16 protein-coding genes and 1 pseudogene are annotated in these 22,467 nt (G+C 70.6%); 10 read left to right on the top strand and 7 right to left on the bottom strand.

What is annotated here, in order from left to right:
* The first annotated feature begins 376 nt into the window (after positions 1 to 376).
* Positions 377 to 820, top strand: coding sequence for a hypothetical protein (locus tag AC07D6_RS29145; protein WP_479049332.1), 444 nt, complete (start codon positions 377 to 379; stop codon positions 818 to 820).
* 423 nt (positions 821 to 1,243) lie between these two features.
* Here the strand turns inward: AC07D6_RS29145 and mobF are convergent, their stop codons facing one another.
* On the bottom strand, positions 1,244 to 3,205 hold the full coding sequence (gene mobF / locus AC07D6_RS29150; protein ID WP_479049334.1) for a MobF family relaxase: 1,962 nt from the start codon (positions 3,203 to 3,205) through the stop codon (positions 1,244 to 1,246).
* 282 nt (positions 3,206 to 3,487) lie between these two features.
* Between mobF and AC07D6_RS29155 the strand changes: the two genes are divergently transcribed.
* Complete coding sequence (locus AC07D6_RS29155; protein WP_479049336.1) at positions 3,488 to 3,787, top strand: hypothetical protein; 300 nt, start codon at positions 3,488 to 3,490, stop codon at positions 3,785 to 3,787.
* 105 nt (positions 3,788 to 3,892) lie between these two features.
* Positions 3,893 to 4,591, top strand: a complete 699-nt coding sequence (locus tag AC07D6_RS29160) for a hypothetical protein (protein ID WP_479049338.1) — start codon at positions 3,893 to 3,895, stop codon at positions 4,589 to 4,591.
* An 808-nt stretch (positions 4,592 to 5,399) separates the two neighbouring features.
* Here the strand turns inward: AC07D6_RS29160 and AC07D6_RS29165 are convergent.
* From AC07D6_RS29165 to AC07D6_RS29175, 3 genes are all read right to left on the bottom strand, one after another.
* Positions 5,400 to 5,591 (bottom strand): hypothetical protein, encoded by a 192-nt coding sequence (locus AC07D6_RS29165; RefSeq protein ID WP_479049340.1) that lies wholly within the window; start codon positions 5,589 to 5,591, stop codon positions 5,400 to 5,402.
* 75 nt (positions 5,592 to 5,666) lie between these two features.
* Positions 5,667 to 5,795, bottom strand: coding sequence for a hypothetical protein (locus AC07D6_RS29170; RefSeq protein ID WP_479049343.1), 129 nt, complete (start codon positions 5,793 to 5,795; stop codon positions 5,667 to 5,669).
* An 18-nt stretch (positions 5,796 to 5,813) separates the two neighbouring features.
* Entirely contained in the window at positions 5,814 to 9,197 is a 3,384-nt protein-coding gene (locus AC07D6_RS29175) for an RHS repeat-associated core domain-containing protein (RefSeq protein WP_479049345.1), read from the bottom strand.
* A 514-nt stretch (positions 9,198 to 9,711) separates the two neighbouring features.
* Between AC07D6_RS29175 and AC07D6_RS29180 the strand changes: the two genes are divergently transcribed.
* From AC07D6_RS29180 to AC07D6_RS29190, 3 genes are all read left to right on the top strand, one after another.
* Entirely contained in the window at positions 9,712 to 9,942 is a 231-nt protein-coding gene (locus AC07D6_RS29180; RefSeq protein ID WP_479049347.1) for a hypothetical protein, read from the top strand.
* Between the two features lie 439 nt (positions 9,943 to 10,381).
* Complete coding sequence (locus AC07D6_RS29185) at positions 10,382 to 11,287, top strand: NAD(P)-dependent oxidoreductase (RefSeq protein ID WP_479049349.1); 906 nt, start codon at positions 10,382 to 10,384, stop codon at positions 11,285 to 11,287.
* Between the two features lie 1,408 nt (positions 11,288 to 12,695).
* Positions 12,696 to 13,094: a peptidase inhibitor family I36 protein gene (locus tag AC07D6_RS29190; protein WP_479049351.1), complete on the top strand. Its 399-nt coding sequence runs from the start codon at positions 12,696 to 12,698 to the stop codon at positions 13,092 to 13,094.
* Between the two features lie 27 nt (positions 13,095 to 13,121).
* Here the strand turns inward: AC07D6_RS29190 and AC07D6_RS29195 are convergent.
* Positions 13,122 to 13,505 (bottom strand): annotated as a pseudogene (locus AC07D6_RS29195) (MobF family relaxase); the annotation flags it as partial.
* On the opposite strand from AC07D6_RS29195, the gene AC07D6_RS29200 reads away from it, so the two are divergent.
* The 3 genes from AC07D6_RS29200 to AC07D6_RS29210 all read left to right on the top strand — a co-directional run bounded on the left by AC07D6_RS29200 (position 13,447) and on the right by AC07D6_RS29210 (position 18,580).
* Positions 13,447 to 14,007: a L,D-transpeptidase gene (locus AC07D6_RS29200; protein WP_479049353.1), complete on the top strand. Its 561-nt coding sequence runs from the start codon at positions 13,447 to 13,449 to the stop codon at positions 14,005 to 14,007. The pseudogene AC07D6_RS29195 and the gene AC07D6_RS29200 overlap by 59 nt on opposite strands.
* A 155-nt stretch (positions 14,008 to 14,162) precedes the next feature.
* Positions 14,163 to 14,504 (top strand): CU044_2847 family protein, encoded by a 342-nt coding sequence (locus AC07D6_RS29205; protein ID WP_479049355.1) that lies wholly within the window; start codon positions 14,163 to 14,165, stop codon positions 14,502 to 14,504.
* Positions 14,483 to 18,580, top strand: a complete 4,098-nt coding sequence (locus tag AC07D6_RS29210; RefSeq protein ID WP_479049357.1) for a trypsin-like peptidase domain-containing protein — start codon at positions 14,483 to 14,485, stop codon at positions 18,578 to 18,580. Before AC07D6_RS29205 ends, AC07D6_RS29210 begins: the two co-directional genes overlap by 22 nt.
* Before the next feature lie 66 nt (positions 18,581 to 18,646).
* On the opposite strand, the gene AC07D6_RS29215 is transcribed toward AC07D6_RS29210, so the two are convergent.
* Positions 18,647 to 19,731, bottom strand: a protein-coding gene (locus tag AC07D6_RS29215) for an IS630 family transposase (protein WP_479049359.1) whose coding sequence is annotated in 2 segments (ribosomal slippage) — positions 18,647 to 19,206 and positions 19,206 to 19,731 — 1,086 coding nt in all. Because the reading frame shifts where the segments join, the coding sequence is not laid out codon by codon here.
* A gap of 472 nt (positions 19,732 to 20,203) precedes the next feature.
* Entirely contained in the window at positions 20,204 to 21,415 is a 1,212-nt protein-coding gene (locus AC07D6_RS29220) for an MFS transporter (protein ID WP_479049361.1), read from the bottom strand.
* A 98-nt stretch (positions 21,416 to 21,513) separates the two neighbouring features.
* On the opposite strand from AC07D6_RS29220, the gene AC07D6_RS29225 reads away from it, so the two are divergent.
* A complete protein-coding gene (locus tag AC07D6_RS29225; protein WP_479049363.1) occupies positions 21,514 to 22,431 on the top strand; it encodes a LysR family transcriptional regulator in 918 nt (305 codons plus the stop codon).
* Positions 22,432 to 22,467 lie beyond the last annotated feature (36 nt).

The following is a 22,467-nucleotide window of genomic DNA, read 5'->3' on the forward strand; positions in this document are numbered from 1 at the left end:
TGGTCGCGCCGGGCGCCTGCCGGGGGTCGGTGCGTGGTCATCGCAGTAGCTCCTTCGCTTCGGGCCGCCCCTGGTGGGCGGGGACTCGAGGGAGCAGCGTGCAACCGACCCCCTTGTCCGCGGTCTAACCGTGGCCAGGTCAAGGAGAAACACGGCGATGAGCGGGGCGGTAGCAGAGGTGGACAAGGGGTCAGGGTCGGGTTCGTGGTCGGGCCGACCACCCTGGACAAGGGGACCGCTTTGACTCTTGCAGCCCCGATTCGCCCCCTTTCTCTTGAAGTAGGGAGAAATCTTTGGCCTCTGTCCACAGGCCCGCACGCCAACCATGCGATGAGCACGCCGCGAGCCGCGCGGCGGCCATCGTGAGGAGAGCTTCATGCCGTACCTGATCCCGCCCCGTACGCCGCTGACGCCCGAGCAGGTGGAGCAGGGCTTCGACTACCTCCTGGCGCTCCAGATGGGCGGCGGGAACTACGTCTCCGGCCGCACGCCGGCTACTCCAGAACTGGCCTTCCTGCTGCTGCGCCTCGCCGAGAACATCGTCTTCCCCGTCACGGGGGTCCTGGGCGACGGGGAGCCGCACCCGGACTCCTTCGCCCTGGACGAGGTCGGATGCATCTTGCTGTCCGCCCTGCGGGACTGGACACGCGACTCCCCCACTACGGCCGTGCTGGGCATCGCCCGCAGCATCATCCGCTTCGTCGAGAACGTCATCCCCGACCCCGACGACCACGGAGACACCCGCGCCACCCTGGAGACCATGCGCGACGAACACCTGGAGTGGGCCCGCACCGTGCAGTCCATGACCGCGCGCCCATAGCCACGCCGACGCGCACCGGTGCGGTGGAGCGCACCGATCCGGTGCGGTGGGCGCGCAGGTGGTGCGCACCGATCCGGTGCGGTGGTGCGCCCGGGTCTATCCGGTGCGCTCCACCCGGTGCGGTGGTGCGCGCACCGGTGCGGTGGGCGCACGGAAGTGGTGCGCACCAGGTGGATGCGGTGCGGTGGAGTGGAGTGGGCCCGGGTGGAGACGGTGCGTTTCTCCTTGACCTGAGCCGAGGTCAAGGAGAAACGCACCGGGTGGAGCGCGGCGCCACTCCCGTCGATGTCGTCCACTTCCACCCGGTGGGCTCCACCCAGTGGGTCCACTCGGTGGGCTCCACTCGGTGGGCTCCACTCGGTGGAGTGGAGCCGGGCGTCGTCGGTGCGCACCACCGCACCGGGTGCGCACCATCGGGTCCACTCAGTGGCCGGCCTCCCGGCCGCGGTGCGGTCCGGGTTGCTGTGGGCGGTGCGCCTGCTGGTCGTCCGGGCGCACCGCGTCGGCGTCGGCCTGTGCGGTGTGGCGGTGCGCGCGGGCGTGGGAGTCGTTGACCATCTTGGTGGCCGCCTCCTGGATGCGGCGCAGCCGGTCGGCGGTGAGATCGAGGGCTTCCACGTCCGTGCGGGATCGTCGCAAGGCCCGCAGCGCCGTCATGTCGATCGCCTCCCCGCGACCGGCCTCCTGCTCCTGGGCGTCGTGCTCGGGGTCGGCCGGCTCGGGTGCGAGCAGCTGCTCGGGCATCGCCGCCTGCTGGTGGGCGACGACGTCGTACGCCCGGCCCCGCACCGCGGGGGCGGTGGTGGTGCGCAGCTTCTCCCGCACCACCGCTCCGGCGAGGACGGCACGGTCGTACGGGAGCGGGATGCGGGGTACCTCCCACTCCCCCGCGTCCTGGCCCGGCGGCCGGAGCGCAGCCGGCTCGCCCAGGTCGGCCGGGGGCTGCCGGTCCGGGTCGGGCGCGGGAGCGGGTGGGCGGGGCCGGGCGGGGAGGTCGGCCAGGTCCCACCGGGCGGTGTAGAGGCGGTAGTCCGCCAGCAGGCCGATGGTGGTCTTCGGCTCGGTGATGTCCAGGCAGTGGGTGGAGATGGCGGCGGCCACCACCTGGTCGTCCAGGCCGGGGTCGCGGCGGCGGCCGCGCAGGACCAGGGCGAGGTGGCGGCGGGCTTCGGCGAGCAGGTGCCGGCGGTGGAAGCGCCCGCCCTCGTTCATCACGAACACCGTCGCGGTGACGTCGACGGCCGCCAGGGCGACGTCGACCACGGCGGCGACGCGGGCCCGGATCGCGGCGGCTGCGGCGCGGGCGTGCTCGAGGAGGGAGGTGATGACGTCGGCGGTGACCTTGGAGGTGAGGATCGCGCTCACCTTCCACCAGGCGCGCAGCTGCGCGAGCGGCTGGGTCTTCCGCTTGGGCGGGCGGGTCTTGCGGGCGGCGATCTGGTTCATCTTGGCGCGGGCCCGCTCGGAGACCACGGGCAGGAACTTCGGCTCGCCGTCGTCGTCGACGGCGGTGACGTACTCGTGCTCCAGCACGGAGCGGCAGGCGGCGATCTGGTCGCTGCGCCGGGCGGTCCAGCGGATCAGCTCGTGCGGCACCCCGGCGATCTCCATCACCGGCCGGCGCCCCGGGGTGACGGTGCGCGGCTCGGTCGCCAGCCCGAGTTCCTCGCAGACCTCAGCGGCCACGATCTCGTTGTAGAGCGCGGAGGCCGCGACCGTGTTCTCGTACAGGGCCGTGGTGTGAATCGACCCCCACTTCCCGTCCAGGCGCTGCCCCTTCACGCTCAGCAGCAGATGGTCATGGAGCAACGGCCGCCCGGAGCGCGCCTCGTAGTGGCGGAAGCGGGCGGCGACCAGACCGCCGGTCGGCCGCACCCGGTAGATCCCGTCCTTGCCATAGCGGATCACCGCGACCTCGTCCTCGATCCACTCCAGCACCCGCCCGATCGCCCGCTCGTGCGCGGCCTCAATCACCAGACGGGTCTCCTCATCCCCCAGCGCCCACAACAGGTAGATCGTCGGCTGCGGCCGGAACACGAAGTCCACGCCCGTGACCGTCACCCGGCGTCCGAGGGCGCCGGCCTTGAACGCCTTCTTCGGGGAGTCGCCCGCGGCGAGCCGGTCGGCCTCGATCCGGTCCGCGTACGGGTGGCGGCCCCCCTCACCGAACAGGTTCCGCAGCTGCGCCTCGGTGACCTCCTCACCCGGCGCGAGTCCGAGCGCCGCAAGGCCGCGGCCCATCCAGCGCCCGACCGGGACACCGGCCCGCTCCTGAGCCTCGCGCAGCGGCGTGCGCGCCGGGCGGCGGCCGTCGCCGACCACGGTCTCACGCAGGTAGTAGCGGTACATCCGACCGGCCCGGATGACCCTGATATCCACTGTCATGCAGACCACGCCACACCGCTCTGACCTGCAAGAAAAGGCCGATCAGCGCGGCGTCCCGTCAGGCGGGAGGAGAGGCCGAACTTTCTTTTCAGGTGCCCGCCGGGCGGGAAGCGGCACTGGGCCGGACGCGAATGTCATCGCTCTCCGGCAGCCCACGCACCCCGACCCGAACGACACCATCCAGCACCACTGAGCATCACCACGCGCCAAGGAACGAGCACCGCCTACAGCAGCCCCCGGCAACCGCCGGGGGCTTCGTCGTGCTGCCCGGAGGAGACCACCGTGCCCACCTTCGAGACCTGCCCCCGCTTCACCGCCGACCTCCAGCACCTCACCCCCGCCCAACGCCGGCGCTTCCGCCGCGTCGTCCTGGACGCCTTCGTCCCCGACCTGCGCACCGGCCGCGGACGCTTCCGCGCCGGCCTCCGTATCAAGGGCGTCCGCCGCGCGCCCGGGGTCTACGAACTCACCTGGGCACCGGACGGGCGCGCCACGTGGTCCTACGGCCCGGCCCGGTCAGCCGGCGAGCAGCACATCGTCTGGCGCCGTATCGGCGGCCACGACATCCTCACCGGCCCGTAACGGCCGACTCCCGCGCGTCGGGAGGGAAGCCGCCGGGGCGCGATGACCGTCATCATGTGATCCCGGCGCGTACGACCAGGATGCGTGGAAGGACGTGGGCGGAACATGGAGCTGACCGGCGAAGGGCGGCCCGGCGGGCTGGAGGCGCTGGCTGAGGAGATGGTCGTCGCGGCGTGCGCGCTGGCGGACGCCGCGAGCCTGGGCGGGTGGAGCGCGGGCGCGGTGGAGGACGCGGCCACCGCGTTGGAGGTCCTGGCCGGTGCGCTCGCCCGGCTCGATCCGCAGTGCGCCGAGATCCTGGCCGCCGTGCCGGTCGCGGCGGCCGCCGTCGCCGAACGCGCCGAACAAGCCCGCGCCGGCACCGCTCCGCACGGCGACGCCGCTGGCGCGAGTGCCGCCGTCAGCGTGGAGTTGCGCCAGGCGCTGGCGGGGCACGGCATCACGCGGCACCGCGTCCACCAGCTCGGCGCCGTACTCCTCACCCTCACGCTGGAGCCCGCCGACGCTCAGGCCCTGGCCGGACTCCTCACGCGACCAGGCGGGGTTCCACGGCAGGCTTCGTCGGCCGAGCCCGGATGGGGCGAAGGGCCGGCCCGGACCGCGGCCGCCGCGCTCGCCGAAGCCCTCACCCCGCACGGGGCGGGCGCCTACGCGCAGGTCCTCGACTCCGGCCACGTCAGCGCGGGTCTTCCGCCCCAGGCCGCGCGCGGCGTCATCACCGCCCTCACCACCCCGACCCTTCCCCCACCACGCGGGCGGCGCCGCGGCCTCGGGCACGGCTACCAGGGCATCGGCGGACGGTAACCACGTCGGGCGCGGTGCCGGAACGCCTGGAGGCGACGCAAGCGCGTCAGTTTGCTACGGCGTGCGCACCGGTGGGCTTCTTCGCCGCCTCCGCTGTCCAGAGGTATCCCTCCCGCTCTAGGGGGTGAAGGAAGAGCCGTCCTTTGCCCGCGACGTAAGCACCCCGGGTGGTCCATGGTCCGACTCTCTTGATCGAAAGGAGAAAGCCATGGCTTCCACGAGCAGGGAATCCGCTGAGTAGCTGGATCAACGCGCGAAGATCATGATCAGGATGCCGGTCGCGATCGCGCTGATGAGTAGCGATCCCAGACAGCCGATCCGGTTACTGAAGAAGAACATGACACCCGCCTACCCCGAAAACACCTGGGTAGCCGCAGAACCGGTCGCAGGCAGGAGCGGTAGCAGCTTCTGGTTTTCAAGGTGACGCGCGGGCGTCCCGGCAGGAGAGCGCGGTACGGGTCCGCAGCTCACACCCGGCAGTCGACTGGGAGCAAATGCGCGCGGTGGGAAGAGCTAGCGCTCTCCGCTCGCCGCACTGTGCCCGAAGGCGAAGGCGGCGTCAACATCGGCGTAGGGGTCGGGCAGGCCAAGGGGCGGCCGCCCGGGGTCCCCCGGTGGCCCCCGTGTTGTAGCGGGCGGGTCAGGCAGGGGTGGAGGCGGTCAGGACGGGGTGGCGATGTGGTGGTGCTCGATCCCGACACCGTACCGGCCGCCCACGCCACCAGGCCTAACCGACTGGTTTGGCAGGTTTTTACCACATTATGACTGCCTCGGCTGCACTGCCAGAGCACGGTTCGTTTCCAGTGGTTTACCCACCCACTACGGCGTAGACCAGGCCCAAGACCACCAGGACCGTCCCGATGATACGGAAGGCAAACGCATTCGACGTCTCGAAGCGACCACTAGACCGTCGTCCACTGAGCGTGTTCGCCACATGCGGACCTACGGTGGCTGCAGCCAGCCCGAACAGGACGATGAGAATACCCACGACGATGGCCATGCCGGCATCTCCTGGTTATCGGGTGTAGGGGACCTCTCCAGAGAAGAGGTCCCCTACACATGTCCTCACGCAAATTCAGCGACGCCGCTTGGCATACATGACGCCGATGAAGACCATCGCCATGACGAACAGGCCGATGGCCAGGTAAGGAGACCACGACGGCCCGTCAGGTCGGTCATTGGCGATTTGAAGAAAAGCAAGCATGCGTGATCTCCTAAGGAGTTAGAAGGTGTACTTGGCGCTACCTGAACACTTTCCGGTGCTACCTCCCGTGCCCACGCTTTCACTGCCATCGGTAGCTGCGGATGCTTCGACTGGCCCGAATCCGCAGGACACCTCGCCGGTCCACCCTTGGTCAGCTGATCCGGACGCAAGACTTGCGTCGACACTGCCACCAGGTGTCCCGACGCCAAAGCTGACGTAGGGGTGGAGACTGCCGTCCTCATTGACGCTTATGCCGGCACCACCACAGACCCAGAGGCAAGCCTCTCCTCCGATGTCCATCGAAAGCAGTCCGGTGGGGTCGGTGTGGTTGATGGGGTCGCCGGCGGCGTAGAGGTAGGGGTTGGTTTCCTGTCCGGAGGGGTCGGGCTGGGTGAAGCGGCCGAGGTAGGGGTCGTAGTAACGGGCGCCCATTTTGTACAGGCCGGTGGGATCCAGGTAGGCGCCGGCGTAACGGTAGGGCTGGGAGAAGGACTCGACGGGGTCGCTGTAGTTGGTGCCGTAGGGGGTGTAGGCGTAGCTGTGGGTGCGCTGGCCCGCCTCGTCGACCAGTCCGAGCACGTTGCCGGTGGCGTCGGTGAGGTAGTAGTAGGACTTGCCCGCGCTGCGCACGGAGTTGAGTGTGCCCGCCGGTTCGCGGATGAATCCGGTGTCGACTCCGGCGGTGGTGGTGCCGGTCAGTCCGAGTGCGGTGTGGTGGAAGGCCGTGTCGGCCAGCTTGGTGCGCTCGGTGTTGTCGGTGCCCGCGTGCGTCAGGCCCCGGGTGGTGCCGGCGGTGGTGATGGACTTCAGCTGACTGTGGTCGGTCCAGGTCTCGCCGGTGCGGGCGGTGCCGTCAATGGGAGCGGCGGCGGTCTCGTTGCCGGCCTTGTCGTAGGACCAGCCGGTGGTCGTACCGCTCTTGGTGACAAGTTGGGAAGCGTCGTTGTAGCCATAGCTGGTCGTGCAGGTGGGGCGGGGGGCGCCGAGGAGGTTGCCCACTTTGTCGTAGCAGTACCGGGTGAAGGTCGTGGGGTGGTTGGGGTTGCGGGGTTCGACCACGGAGAGGCGGCCCTGGCTGTCGTAGATGTAGGTGTCGGTGGTCTGGGTGGTGTTGTTCTTGCGGGTGCGGATTTTGGTGCCGTCGGTGGCGTTGTTGGTGCCGTACTTGTAGGTGTAGGCGAGGTCGACCAGGGTGGTGGTGCCGGAGACCGTCTTGATGGCGGTGGGGCGGTTGGAGGCGTCCAGGGTGATGTTCTGGGTGGTGCCGCCGGGGTAGGTGGTCTTGGTGCGCTTGTCGTTGTTGTTGTACTCGTAGGTGGTCTTCTTGCCCGCCGGATCCAGCAACTCCGTCAGGCGGCCGGCGGCGTCCCAGGTGTAGTCGGTCTTGCCGTTGGGATCCTTGTACCAGTCCACCTCACCGCCGCCGGGGGTATAGGCCAGGGTGGTGAAGGAGCCGTCCTGCAGGGTGCGGATCGTCTCGCGGTTCAGGGCGTCGAAGATCCAGGTGGTGGTGCCGGTGTCGTCGGTCCGGGAGGTGAGGTTGCCGTCGGCGTCGTAGGTGTAGGTGACGGTGGTGTAGCCGGAGGTGTCGACCTTGGTGACCCGGTCGCGGGCGTCGTAGGTGTAGAGGGTCCTGACGCCGCGTCCGTCGGTGGAGGTGGCCGTACGGCCCAGCGTGTCGTAGGTATAGGTGGTGACGCCGAGGGGCGCGGGTGGGGTGACCTTGGCGAGGTTGCCCTTGGCGTCGTAGGTGAAGGACGTGGTCTTGCCGTTGGCGTCCTTGGCCGTGCAACGCTGGCCCTGGAACCCGCCGCAGCTGGGGGTGGCGGGGTTGTAGGTGTAGGTGCGCTGTCCGCCCTCGGTGCCGCTGGTGGTCACCGACAGCGTGTTGCCCGCGGCGTCGTAGGCGTAGGTGTCCTTGCGCCCGTCGGCGTCGGTCGTGCTGGTGGGCAGATCGGCGCCGGCGACCGTCTGGTACTGGGCTGCTGTGTTCGCGCCGGTGGGCAGTTTGGCCGAGACGGGGTTGTTGCGGGTGTCCCAGCCGTAGGTGGTGACGTTGCCGCCCGTGCCCCCGGTGCCAGTGCCCATCGCGTCGGTCGCAGTCTGCACCAGGTGGTTCTGGTAAGTGGTGGAGCGGTTGTGGCCCAGTGGGTCGGTGACCTTGGTGATCTCTCCGTCCGCGTTGTGGGTGTGGACCGTGCGGTCGCCGTCCGGGTCGATCGCGGTCGTTGTGCCCGCCTGCCAGGGGTACTCGGTGTTGTAGGCGTAGGTCCAGGTCGGGCCCGAACCTCCGTCCAGCCGTTGGACGGAGACGACGCGGTTCTGGGAGTCGTAGTTGAACAGGGTCTCGTTGCCCCGCGGGGTGGTGATCTTCGCGACCCGGTTCGAGGAGTCGTAGGTGTAGAGGGTGGACTTGCCGTCGGTGTCTGTGGTCTTGACGAGGTTGCCGCCAACCTCTCCATCGGCGCTGGGTGTGGAGAGCTCGTAGGAGATGGTGCGGCCGGTGTTGTCCGTGGCCTGCCAGTGCGTCGCATCGCTTCTGACCAGGTCGATCCAGCGGCCCGAGCGGGTCTCGGTCAGTTTGAAGCCGGTGTGCTCACCGTCCTGCTCGTGCCGGGTAACGGCGAGGGCACCGTTGTTCTTGTCGGTGACCTTCGTCAGGTCGCCGCCAGCGCTGTAGGTGTCCTTCGAGCCGGTCTTCCGATCGGTCAGCGTGTAGGTGCCGTCCGCGTTCTTCTTCAGATCCTTGCTGTAGCCGGACGGCGTGGCGAGTGTGCCGTCGGCATTCTTGGTGAAGCGCACCGTCGCGCCGGTGGCGTCGTAGTGGACCACCTCGTTGGTGAACATCAGGTCCAGACGGCGCTCGAAGCCCTGCCACCAGTTCTCCACCTGGCCGTACGGGCCGGTGAAGGAGTTGTACGTCCGGGTCAGCTGCAGCTTCTGGCCCACTCCGACGATGTCGAAGTCGGTCGCGGCCAGCATCAGGTTGCCGTTGGACAGGTTCACCCGCGCCACCAGAGCGTCGGTCAGGCGTGTGTCGGAGTAGCGGTGCCAGGGCACCTCCCCCTGCCCCTCGGGCACGAACGTCAGCGCCCCCAACGTCGAGCGCGCCGACTTCTGCGGCTCCCTCCCGTCACGGCGCTGCTTCTGAGCCACACGCCAGGCGGCCTCCTCCTCCGACGGCTCGGCCGACGGCTCGCTGGGCACCGGCTTGTTGACACCCACCGGCACCTCCGGCGCGGTGGGTCTGGGACTGTCCTTGCCCCAGGCGGACGAGGCAGGCGTCTTCTCCTGCGCGGCCGCGCCCACGGCCGGCAGCGAGGACAGGGCCAGCGCGCCGGAAGTGATCACGGCCAGCGCGGCCAGGCGAGCGGTCTTCTTGCGGACACGCCACGAAGGCATGCCCGAGACACGCGAGTTCACAAGGATCCCCCCACGGGATACAGGAACCAGCGACCCCCCTGGCCGCTGGGCGCACACAACCTGACACGCCACAGCCACGGATCCGCCGCCGTGCCCCCGATCTTCCTTCACACACGGGCAAGAACCGGACCCTCCGGATGACACCTACTCACGCCGTCTGGACGTGTATTTCGGATTTCACCGATACTCACAGATGATGAAAGACACGAACCGGGCATCCATCACGACCGAAAGTGAACAGATGTCCGCCACCATCGTCAGTTGCGTTCCGGTCATCGCCACCCCGCCATTCCAGCCACCGAAGCACTCTCAGCGACATCACTCGTGACCCGCTGGTCCGCCACCTGCGGCCTGTCCGGCAACCCAGAAGGCACACTCCACCGCCCCCGGCCAGGTCACCGGGGTCTACGTGCGAGAGGACCTGGCCGAGCTCGTCACCGCAGTCACCCCACTCGGCCCCGGCCAAGCCGCCACCCGCTTTCGGGTAAGGCGAGTGGACTTCGACTGGATGGTCAAGCTCGGGTGGCTCCGGGCGGTGGAGCGGGTCGAGGTCCGGTGCGGTACATCGCGGGCCGGGGCGGTCGACGTGCCGCTCTACCGCACCGTCGACGTCGACACGGTCATCCCCGCCCACCCCGAGGTCGACTGGGAGCAACTGCACACCGTGGAGAAAGACCGACGCTCGCCGCTCGCCTCACTGCGCCCGGAACCGGCACCCGGGTAAGCCTGCTGCGGGTGTAGCCCTCCGCACCCAGGCCCGTGGTCGCGCCGGGTGCGGAGCGTGGTCACACGGGCTGGGTGCGCGCGATCTCCAGACGGTCCAGGCATTCGTAGAGGGCGCGCACGAGACGGGCGCGGTTCTGGACGCAGCGCACGGTGCCCTCGATCGTCACGGATAGCCGGCCTCCACCTCGCACAGGACGGCATCGGGGGTGCGCACCACCGCCGGTGGATCGACCGCCGCCGCGCGCGTGGATCGCATAAGGTCCGCCTGTAGGGAAGGGGGATTCGTGGGGCGGATGCGGGTTCTACTGCTGGATGCGGCTCCTGGGGAACTGCTCGACCGTGAGCTGGAGCGCCTGCTCGGGCACGGGGCAGCCGTCACGCTGAACCTCTAGCGGGTAACCGACCAGGCCAGTGCGCGGGCTGCGTGGACGGGCCGGGTGGACTTTGTCGACTTCGACGCTTTCGACGAGTCGGCGCTGACAGCTGAGATCCTGCGTGACGGGCTCGGCTACCACGCGGTGAAGTCCCGGGCCGGTGTCCCGTTGGGCGCCGCGTTCCTGGCGGCGGCGACCGATCCGATACTGGCCAACCGGCTCCGGGTGATCGGCCGGGCCGGGGCGGGCACCGACCACGTCGACTTGGCCGCCGCCGCCCGCCGCGGCGTCGCCGTCACCCACACCCCGGGCTCCAACGCGACCGCGGTCGCGGAGTTCGCCCTGGCCCAGCTGCTTGCCCTGACCCGGAACCTGTCAGAGCACAACGAAGCTGCCCACCACGGCCGCTGGAGCGGACCGGTCGCCCCCGCATCCGAGCTGTCGGAGCTGACTCTGGGTGTCCTTGGGCTCGGTCGAATCGGTCGAGCACTGGCCGAGCGTGCGGCTGCCCTCGGCATGACGGTCCAGGGCTTCTCCCGCCGCCCGGCGGGGGCGGCGGTACCCCGAGTCGAGTCCCTCACCGCCCTCCTGGCCGGCAGCGACGTGGTCTCCCTGCACCTCCCGCTCACCCCGCAGACCCGGGGAATGATCGACCGGGCGGAACTGGCGCTGATGCGACCCGGCTCGATCCTGCTGAACACCTCCCGGGGCGGAATCGTCGACGAACAAGCCCTGGCCGACGCACTACGCGACCCGGCACACCCCCTGGCGGCCGCCGCGATCGACACCTTCGCCCACGAGCACGCCGCCTTCACCTCCCCGCTGTTCGGCCTGCCCAACGCCCTGCTCACCCCGCACATCGCCGGAATGACCAGCCGCGCCATGGCCGAGGCCGCCCTGCGCTGCGTCGACTACATCGCCGCCCTGCTCGCCGGCCGCCCGGACGGCATCCCCGTGGTGACGCCGTAACGTCAGCGGCCCGTGGGCGACGCCCGAACCGCCGCCCATGGCAGCCAGCCGTAAACACGCCGGGGCGAACCTGGCCACGGAGATGACGACACGAGCCTGCCGAATCGAGTCAAGGGGTGGTCGGGCAGCGTATGCACCGATGAGGTGCGGGACATCGGAAGCGTGCAGGAGTGCCGGTCATCGCCGGGCGGACTCCACCCGGCGGATCCACCGAGTGAGGTCCACTCGATGAAGCGGAACGGGAGGGGCGGCCACTCCCCCACTCGATGACTTCCACCCGATGGGCTCCACCAAGTGGCTCCACTCAGTGGAGCCGCGCACCGGCCGGGCCACACAGTGGTGTCCGTTTTGCCCATTGACTGCCCCTTGACCAGGTGGTTCGTCCCCCACCCCGCGCCGGTGCACCCCACGGTGGCCGCCACCCCCACCCGGTGACGCAGCAGCATGCGGTCTTCGCTTCCGCCGGCGCGCCGGTCCGCTTCGAGCGCCCACGCGAGGCCCGGCGAGGGGAGCTTCCCGGGTGCCGGGGCGCCGCCGTGCTCAGCGTCGACGGTATCGGCGCGGGCGTAGGTCCCGCGGCGGGTTCGGCCGGCCCCCGGAGTCCTGCCCCCCGGCGGCCCCGGACCAGCAAAGACGCGGCAGGCGCCGCGTACAGCGCCACCCGCAGCCGGGAGGCGTCGACGAGTTACGCCAGGCGCTCCGGGGTGAGATCCGGGAACGGCTGGACCATGAAGAGGACCTCCGTACGTTGGGTACCGGCCCCTGCACCCTCACCCCTGCTCCGGCACCTCCCGGCCGCGCTCGCCGGTCGATGCCCCAGCGACTTCGTGCGGCATCCCACCGGAACCGGCCCACCTCTCGACCGTGGCCGTCACCGTCCGGGCATCGCTCCCCCGCCCTGACCGGATCCAGGGCCGGGTCCGGGGTGCTGGTGCTGCCGCTGGCCGCGGGAGCGGGAGTGTCCGTGTCGGACTGCGGGTCGGGCCGCGTCCGCTCGAGGTCCCGACGACGGGTCTCGGCTTCCAGGGTGAGCCTGGCGAGCCGGGCGAGGTTCTCCGGGGTCCGCAGCCACGTCGCCGGATCGGTCGTGCGGCCCTCCAGGTAGTACTCGGGCATCGCGGCCTGCTGGTGGGCGTGGACGGCATCAGTACGTTGCTTGGGAGTGAGGGCGTCCTCCCGGCCGAGGTGGTCGACGGCGCGCGGCGGCGCCTGGTCGCGCCGCTCGGTGAGCGCCGCGGTTCCGGTCGCGGGCGAGTCCGGGCGCAGGCCCAGATTGCCGGGGACCGTCCCCCACGAACCGGGCCCCCGTTGAAGGCTTCTCCCGGTGGCTGTCCCATGGGGTGCTCCGCTGGAGTGAACGCTTGCGTAAACGTCCCCACTCACGGGCGGTGGCCGGTATCCGTAGTACGTGATCAGGAACCTGATGCATGCTGCGGCCGTCGCCGCCCTCGCCCTCACACCACTCGTCCTTCCAGCCTCCGCCTCCAGCGAGCCCCGTGCGACACGGGCCGCGATCGACTGCCCGTCCGGCTACGTCTGCATCTACCCCGAGATCAACTTCGGCGGGCAGCCCTGGGTACGCCGGGCTTCGGATGGCAGCGTGAAGGACCTGCCCTCCGCGATCCGGGACCGCGGCAGCTCGGTCCGCAACAACTCCGACCGCACCGCCCGCGTCTACGAGAAGCGCAACCACGCCGGCCGCTGGGTGTGCGTCACCCGCAGCGGTGGATCCATCCACGATCTGCGCGGCTACAACCTCAACGACCAGACCCGCTCCCTGAAAATCAACCGGAACGACTGCGGCTGAACTTCACACCGCCGCATGCCGGAACCGGCGCGCCCGGCCGGTCCCGGCATGCGGGCGGGCCTGCTCGTACGGCGAGGCGGACCGTTTGCGGGTCAACGGGCGCAGCACAGCCTGGTCCTCAGTGTCGCGGGGGTACAGGGCGCGCAGGTCGGCGGTCATCATCCGCCGGCTCGCCGAGCGGGTGTAGTCGTCGACGATGCTCTGCACGATCCGTTCGTCCAAGCCCTGCTCGTGGGGCCGGCCGCGCAGAACGTAGGAGAGGTGGCGGCGGGCTTCGGCGAGCAGGCGGTGGCGCGCGAAGGCGCCGCGCATCACGTACACCACGGCGACGACGTCGTCGGCCGCCAGCACGGTGTCGACCACCGGCCGCACCCGCACCCACACCCCTGCGGTCGCCGCCCGCATCCGCTCGCGGACGAAGACGCTCCCCTTCCGCATCGGCCGGTCGCAGATCAGCACCATCGACCTGAAGACCGAGAAGAGGACGATCACCCGGGACGGGGCGAAGACCGCCACCTACTCCGTCACCGGCGGAGACGGCGAGCACACCACTTGGTCCGGGATCATGGTAATCAGTGAGCGGCTGAAGGAGCCCCGGATGCGCTCCTCGGCGGTCGGCCTCGGCAACGAGCACGACATCGCGGACGTGCCGCACGCCCAGCGGCTTACCACCTCCGGCACCTTCATCCACGGCACCTACTGGACCGCCAACTCCATCTTCGATCACCGCAACAGCACCCACGGTTGCATCGGCCTGCGCGACACCAAGGGCGGGAAGGATGAGGAGACGGCTGGGTACGCGTTCTACGGCGGTTCGCTCCTTAGGGACGTGGTGATCGTGAAGAACTCGGGTGACAAGACCGTCGACTCGGCCAACGGGCTCACCGGCTGGAACCTCTCCTGGAAGAAGTAGAAGGCGGGCAGCACGCTCGCCTAACCGCCGCGTCCCGCGCCGGACGGGGTTCTCCCCAGCGGCCGCGCACTGTCCGTGGGCTGTGCCAAGATGTCGTCACAGCCCGCTCCGGGCTCGTCACAGACGTTCGGGCTGGCGCCTGGAGGGGATGCACGATGACAGAGCACGACCGCACCGTGGGAGAGACCGTGGTGGTCCCGGTGACCCAGGACGGGGTGCGCATACAGGTGTTCGCGCGCTCCGTGGAGGCCGCGGTGGGCGGCGAGGAGACCGAGATCGGTGCCCGTCGCCCTGGCCTCGACCAGGTCATGTCCGGATTGAACGCGGTGGCGCGGGCCGTGGGCGAGCAGGCCCGGCAGAGCACGGCGAGCAAGGTGACGCTGGAGTTCGGCTGCGATATCGCCCTGGAGTCGGGCTCCCTGGTGGCCGCCATCGGCAAGGCGAGCGCCAAGTCGGCGTTCAAGGTCACGCTCGAATGGGACAGCACCTCGGCGTGACGAGCCTTTCCCCGGGGAGGCAGCAGTCGGCGCTGCTGGACTCTGTCGTCGCGCTGGAAGTGCCCTCGCCCGACGGCGAACCGCTCGCCGTGGGCACCGGCTTCTTCGTGGCACCCGGTGTGGTGGCCACATGCGCCCACGTGGTGGCCGCCTCGGCGGCGGAGCTGCCGCGCAGGATCGTGGGCCGCATCGCCTCGCGCTCGCTGATCCTGGAACTCCAGGCGCGTCCAGAGCGGTACTTCCTGTCCCCGGGGGACGGGCTCGACCTGGCGTTCCTTCAGGTCACCGACGCCGACCGGCGGGAGAGCCCCGCCGCCCTGCCGCTGTCGGATCGGCTGACCGTCGGGGACGCACTGTGGACCCATGGGCACCCGTCCGGCATGTTCCGCGCCGGGCAGTCCGCGACCTTCACCTACGAAGGCACGTCCGCCCGTGCCTTCGACCGGCCGAACAGCCTGCATCGGTTGCGCGGCGCGGTGGTGACCGCCGGGTTCAGCGGTAGTCCCGTCCTCAACCACCGGACGGGGTGCGTGGCCGGCATGCTCACCACTGCCGACCGAACCGGCAGTTCGCACATGGTCGGGGCGCGCGAGCTGACCGCCCGGCTCGATCCTGGTTGGTGCGACAGCCGGTGGAGCGCCGACTGCCGGACCTGGCTGGGCACGCTGTCGGACGCGCAGATCGAGGCTGGCGGCTGGCCCTTCCTCGGACCGCGACTGCGCGAGTTCCTGGACATCTCCGTGCGGGCCGCCCGGGAGCACCCGTATCCGGGCGTGGTCCCCGGCACAGTGCCGCCGCCGCTGTCCACCGTCTATGTCCACCAGCACGCAACGGCGTACCGGGGCCTCGACCCAGTGCCGGACGACGAGACGCGGGCCCCCGCCGATGCGCTCCTGGACCACCCCGACGACGTGATTGTCTTCGGCGGACCGGGTTTCGGGAAGTCCAGTCTGCTGCGGTCCTGGATCACCACCGTCGCCCGCAGGTGGACCGAGGAGCACTTCTACCACTCGGTCCCCGTCCTGGTCAGGGCCGCAGACCTGGTCGGCGACCGGCCCTTCGCGAGTCTCCTACACGACGCCGTCTCCCGAGAGCTGAGCGGCGCCGGGCTGGTCAGGCCGATCCGCGAGGACCTCTTCGCCGCTCCCCCGGCGCCAGGCGTGCGCTGGCTGCTGCTGGTGGACGGCTTGGACGAGGTGATGAGCCCGGAGGGGCGGCAGCGCGTCCTGGGCAAGCTCGCCTCGATCCGGGAACAGGACTCGTACGCGCACCAGTTCCGGTTCGTCCTGGCGACCAGGCCCACCCTCGACATCCGGGACGTGCCGGCACCCCGGTTCCGCTGCTACTCCCTGCTGCCCTTCGATCTCCAACAGCTGCCCGGGTTCGCCCGCGCCTGGTTCACCGCCCTGGGCCTGCCGGAGCCAGAGGCGAGGACCACCGCCTTCCTGGAGCACGTCAGGATCCCCAGCGTGCGACACCTGGCAACGGTGCCGCTGATGGCGACCATGCTCTGCCAATTACACGCCGAATCCGACCAGGAGCCGCTGCCTCGGGGCCGCTGGGCACTGTACACGCGGTTCATGGACCTGCTCCGCGCCAAGCAGTACGGCGAGCGGGCCAACGTGCTGGAGCAGGCGCACGCCGTGCTGGACCGCCACGGCGCCGAGGGGGCCCGCGCGGCGGAAGGACTCGGTGCCCTGACGGATCACGTCCTGCGGGAGCTGGCACTGGCCAAGTACCACGGGGACACCACTCCCGAGCAGCAGTTGATCGAACGGTGGACGGGCCACCTGCGGCCCGCTTCGCTCCGTCCCGAGCGGTGGAGCGCGCTGTGCGAGGAGGTACTGCTGCGCGGCGGGCTGGTCGTCCGGCGGGGCGGCGGCCTGGAGTTCGTCCACCAGACGCTGCTCGAACACCTCGCGGCGCAGGCCACGGTGGGGGACCCCGAGCGGAACCGGGCCGCCTACCGCTCGATCGTCGGCGGCTGGCCGCGCAGACGCCGGGCGGCCCCGCTGGCCGCCGTCGAGAGTCCCTATGTCGACTTCCTCGTCTCCTCCTGGTCCGGCCGTCCAGGATTCGCGCGGTTGCTCGCGTACTGGACCAAGGAGCTGTACAGCGCCCAGTACGTCGCCCGGCTGAGCGGCGAGGGCATCATCCTTCCCCGGCGGGTGCTGCGGGCGGCCACGCGGGAACTGTTCGCGGTGGCCCGCGACGAGCGGCGCGACCCGTTCGACCGGCTGCGGGCCGCGCGGGCGCTGGTGGACCTCGGGGACGCCCGGGGCACCACGGAGATCTCCTCGTTCGCGGCGCTCCCCGAGCACGATCTGGGATCCCGGCTGCACGCTGCGGAGATGCTCGCGGACCTCGGCGCCGCAGACGCCCATGAGCTGCCGGTTTCCGTCGCCGGCGATCAGGAGGCGGACGCGGGGCGCAGGATCAGAGCCGCCGAGATCCTGGGCCGACTCGGTGACGAGCGCGGCGCGCGGGCGCTGGCAGACCTCGCCCGGTCCTCCGAGATCTGGTGGGTGGACCGGCTGCGCGCCGCAGAGTCCCTGAACCGGACCGCGCCGGGCAGCGCCGTCGCCATCCTGCTCGGCATCGCCGTCGACGGCCGGACCCCCACCCATGTCCGGTCCGCCGCGGTGGAGGCGCTCTCCCGGCTCCACCCGTACTCCGCCTTCCGGTACCTGCGCAAGGCCGCCGGGGACCGGGAGCGCCCGGTGTCCTCCCGGAGCCGGGTGCTGGAGGCCCTGGAATGGCTGGGCGGGAAGGACTCCGTCGAGTGCCTGGCCCGGATCGCCCGGGACCCCTCAGAGGACCGCCTCCTGCGGTTGTCGGCCGCCGACGGACTCTCCCGCCTCCGAGACCCCTGCGTCGTGGACACCCTGGCTCACCTGCTGACCGGGCCGTCCGACGAGCCAGCGCTGATCCTTCGGGCGGCCGAGGCGCTGGCCCGGCACGGCGACCCCAGGGCGGCTGACGCTCTGGCTGCGATCGCGGCGACGGAGCAGCTGTCCAGACCGGAGCGGCTCCAGGCGGGCCGGGCGCTGCTCTCCCTGTCCGACCCGCGCGGCCAGGACGTCCTGTACGCCCTGGCCGGCGACCCCGCGGCCGGGGCCGAGTTGCGCCTGCAGGCCGCCGAGGCGCTGGACGGCGTACGGGACCCGCGAGCGCTGTACCCGCTCACCATCATCGCGCTGCACCCTTCGGTGCCCCGGGCATCGCAGATCTTGGCCGCCGAGCGCCTCGACCAGTTCCGCACCCGCAAGGCCGCCGACGCCCTGCTGTCCGTGCTGGACAACCCGGAGCTGCTGGAGGTGATGCGGGTACAGGCCGGCACGCTCCTGGCGGACCTCGGCGACGTCCGGGCACGCCGTTGCCTGGAGCGGCTCGCCCGATCGGCGTTCGGTCCGGTGCTGCGGATCCGCGCCGCCGGCGCGCTGGGCAAGATCGCCCCGGAGGACGGGTGTCGGGCACTGGAGGAGCTGTTGACGGACGCGTCGGTCGACGCGCCCTCGCGCATCAGGGCACTGGAGGCGCTGTGCCGGGCGCACCCGGAGCGGGCCAGGCAGGTGCTGCCCGACGTGGCGGCCGATGCCCGCCAGGAGACGGCAGTCCGGATCTGCGCACTGGCACTGACCCGGGGCCGACTGCTGCCGGAGACGAGCGCCGCCCACCAGGCGATCGCCGCCGCCCAACACGTGCCACCGATGGTCCGCGTCGGCGCGATCCAGGTGTTGCGGCACTTAGGTGGCGCGGACGTGTTAGACCTGCTCGGACGGCTGGCCAGAGAGCCCAACCGCTACCTCCAGGTCAGGGTGCTGATCACCCTGACCCAACTGCAGCACGCACCAGCGGCGGCCGCGGCCCGAGACTTCATGGCCGACCCCAAGGTGCCGATGCGGAACAAGTTCGAGGTACTCCAGGTGCTGGCTGGCTCCCCGGTCGAGAAGCTGCGCCAGGTCGCCCGGGACGTCTCGCTCGGCACGGTCCCCTCCGGTCTGCTGCGGGACCACTGCCGCGCGCTGCTCGCAGAGACACACAGACCCGACACCCGCATGGCCGGCACCGACTGACCGCGCGACGGCTCCCGTCCCACGCCCTGGTCCTCACCCGGCACCCTACTCCGCACGCCGTTGCTCCTACTGAGGTTGCAGGCGTGGTGTCGTGAGTGCGAGGCCGGTCGCGGCGAGGCATCCGTCGATGATGTCGCTGCGGTACTGGATCTGGCGGAGGCCGTGTCGGAGCCGGCGGACGAGATGGTCTGGGTTGGTGAAGGCGGTGTTGGCCTGGGTGGTGCGGCGGAGGATCGACCAGATGCCTTCGACGGGGTTGAGGTCGGGTGCGTAGGACGGCAGGTGGTAAGTGGTGAGCCAGTTCTGCGCGTCGATAAAGGCCCGCATGCGGCGGTCCTTGTGGACGTTCAAGTTGTCCCAGACCAGGACGATCGGGCCGCCGAGCTGTTGGTGGGCGGCGATGAGGAGGTCGCGGTACTCGCTCCAGGCAAAGCTCTTGCGGCCGCCGCTCTTGTGGTCGGTGTGTCGTTTGGGCCGATAGATCAGGCGGGAGCGTTCGCCGGGCTGGTAGCAGCACAGGGCTGCGATGGAGAAGCGGCGCTGGGAGCGGCCGCGGACCCGGATGACCGGTGTGTTTCCGCGTCGGCTCCAGGTGCGGGAGGTCGGCGGCGTCATCGAGAATCCGGCTTCGTCCTCGAAGACGATCCAGGCCCCGAGCGCCGCCGCGCTGGTTCCAGGTGCGGCCACACCTCCTTCCCCCAGCCGGCCACGGCTGCCTCGTCCCGCTCGACGGCTCGGCGGGCTGGAACCTGGTGGCTCCAGCCGTGCCTCCGCAGCATCTGCGAGATGCCCGACAACGTCATGCTTTTGTGGAATCGCCGGCCGATCAGCGTTTTGATCCGGGCCAGTGTCCACCGCTGATCCGGCCATCCGTGCGCGACCGGTCCCTTGGCCAACTCTTCCTCGAGCACGGCGAACAGCGCTTCGCTCAGCTTCGGCCGGGAGACCGGGCCGCGGGATCGGACCCCGTCCCGGCCGGCCGCCTCCCATGCCTGATGCCAACGCTGGACCGACCGGACGCTGACCCGTAACTCTCTGGCGATCTCCGTGCTGCCCCGCCCAGCGGTGAACATCCCGACCGCTTCCATCCGGACCCGCTCACGGAACGCTTGCCTCTCCGCGGTCAGACCCCCACCCTGCGGATACCTCATACACCCGGCATACCGCGACAACCGCCAACCGTCAGCCCCTACGACAAGACGACTTCAAAGTCAGTAGATGGCGTGCAGCACATCATCTGGCGCCTCATCGGCAGCCACGGCATCCTCACCGGCCCGTGACCATCGGGAGCGGCAGGGGGAAGGGCGGGTAACCCGCTGGCAGGATCGGCGCCCGCATCGAAAGGCGAGATGTCCGTGGTCGTGACGTCCAGTAGGAGCCGGGCGAAACGCACCGGGTGTCACCACGATCCGTGCCCCAGTGCTGTGTCCACCACATGATCTCGGCGACTGGCTATGGTTCGACCAGCACGACGTCGAGCCGCGCGCGAGGCCCAGGATGTCGTGAACCGTACGCCTCCCCATGGGCCCTGCTGGCGCCAGTCGCTCGGCTCGGCAGGCCGAGTTGGCCGGATCGGCGGTCCAGCCCCGGCTCGGAAGGTCCGAGCGCGGTCGGTCCGGCAATCTAGCCGAGCCGGCCGCTCTCCGGGGCCCGGCCCAGGGCGGCCACCAGCAGGGCGGCGAGTACCAGGCCGCCGCCCAGCCACATCACGGCTTCGATCCCGGCACCGTCCGCGGTGAGTCCGCCGACCAGGGCGCCCAGTGCGATCGCCCCGTTGAAGACTCCCACGAAGAGCGAGGACGCTGCCTCGCGGTCCTGTGGCGTGGCGGCTAGTAGCCAGGTCTGGGTGCTCACCGACACGCCGCCGTACGAGATGCCCCACACCGCGAGCAGCACACCGGCTGTCAGCACCGAGCCGCCGAGCAGCGGCAGCAGCCCCACCGTGGCCGCCAGGACGAGGGCGATCACCAGGAGCGTGCCGCGCGGGGAGCGGCCCGCCCCGGCGCCGGCCGCGAAGTTCCCCAGGACGCCGGCGACGCCGTAGACGAGGAGCAGGGTGCCGATCATCGTGGGGCTGACCCCGGAGATCTCCTCCAACGCGGGCCGTACGTACGTGTAGGCGGCGAAGTGCCCGGTGACCAGGAATGCCACCACGGCGAGCCCGGTCGCCACCCGTGGGTTGCCGATCAGCTTCAGCACGCCGCCGAGCCGGATGTCCTGCTCGGCCGGGAGCGGTGGCAGCAGGGCCGCGAGTGCGATCAGGACCACCACGGCGAGGGCGGCGATGACGGCGAACGCCGTTCTCCAGTCGGCCAGTTCCCCGATGTACGTACCGGCCGGGACGCCCAGCACCGAGGCCACCGCGATCCCACTGAAGATGAGTGAGGTGGCCGGTCCGATGGCAGTGCCGGACACGAGCCGTACGGCGAGACCGGCGGCGACCGCCCAGACCACGCCCATGCCGATGCCGACGAGGATGCGGGCGACCACCATCACCCCGAAGTTAGGGGCCCACGCCGCGAGCAGGTTGCCCAGCACGAGCAGCGCCATCATGGAGCACAGCAGCACCCGGCGGTCCAGCCGGCCGAGCAGCGGCGTCAGCAGCGGCGCGGAGACCGCGCCGACCAGACCCGTGAGGGTGAGGGTGAGCCCGGCGGTCCCCTCGCTCACATGGAGCGCGTCGCCGATGGGGGTGAGCAGCCCCACCGGCAGCATCTCGGAGGTGACTACCGTGAACGTCGCCCCGGCGACGGCGGCGACCGCGGGCCAGCCCCCGCGTCGTGCGGACTGCCCCTCTCCGGGCGCCTTGCCTGCGATTTCCTCTGTCTGTGCCATACGACCAGCCAACCCGTAGGGTCATTCGGGAACAACGGCCAATCCCTCATCCTTCTATGAGTGGGATTACTCGATCGGGTGGAGGGGGCCGGGATTCCGTGGGCGGTATCGAGATCCGCGAGTTGGAGGCGTTCCTCGTCCTCGCCGAGGAATTGCACTTCGGCCGAGCGGGCGAGCGACTGTACGTCTCCCAGAGCAGGGTAAGCCAGCTGCTGCGTGCTCTGGAGGGACGGATCGGTGCCCCGCTGGTCGAGCGCACCAGCCGCCAGGTGCGGCTGACTCCGCTCGGGGAGTCTTTCATCGGCAGCCTGCGGCCCGCGTACGACGGGCTGCGCGCCACCCTGGATGAGGCGCGGGCCGCCGCCCGAGCGGAGGTGGGCAGAGTGCTGCGAATCGGCTTCCAGGGCACCGTCGACGACTACCTCGCCCAGGCGATAGCCCTGTTCGAGGAGGAGTGCCCGGGGTGCGTCCTGGAGCTGACGGAAATCCCGCTGTCGGACCCGTTCGGGCCGGTACGCCGCCAGGAGGTGGACTGCGCGGTGGTGCTCCTGCCAGTACAGGAGGAGGACCTGGTGCTCGGGCCGGTCTTCTCCCGGCAGCCGCAGACCCTCGCCGTCTCCGTCCGGCACCCGTTTGCGGCCCGGGAGTCGGTGTCGGCGGAGGAGCTGTCCGACTGCCGGCTCATCGGCGTGGGCGCGGGTGGGACGCCCGGTCCCGCGCCTGCGTACTGGCGCCTGGCTCAGACCCCGGACCACACCCCGGAGCTGCGGCCGATCCCGGCGGGCCCGCTGGTCAACACCCTCCAGGAGGGGCTGAGTCTGGCGGCGGCGGACCGGGGCGCGATGCTGCTGTGCCGGTCCACGGCCGACTACCACGGGCGGCGCAGCTCCATCACCTTCATCCCGGTCGACGGGCTGCCCTCCTCCGAGCTGGGGCTGATCTGGCACCGCTCCTATGTCCCCCCGACCGCCCTCGCCTTCGCGCGGGCAGTGAAGGGCGTCACGCCGGGGCCGTAACCGTGACCTTCTGGTGGAGACCTCACAGAAGGGCGA

This window comes from Streptomyces sp. NPDC045287 (assembly GCF_056432325.1).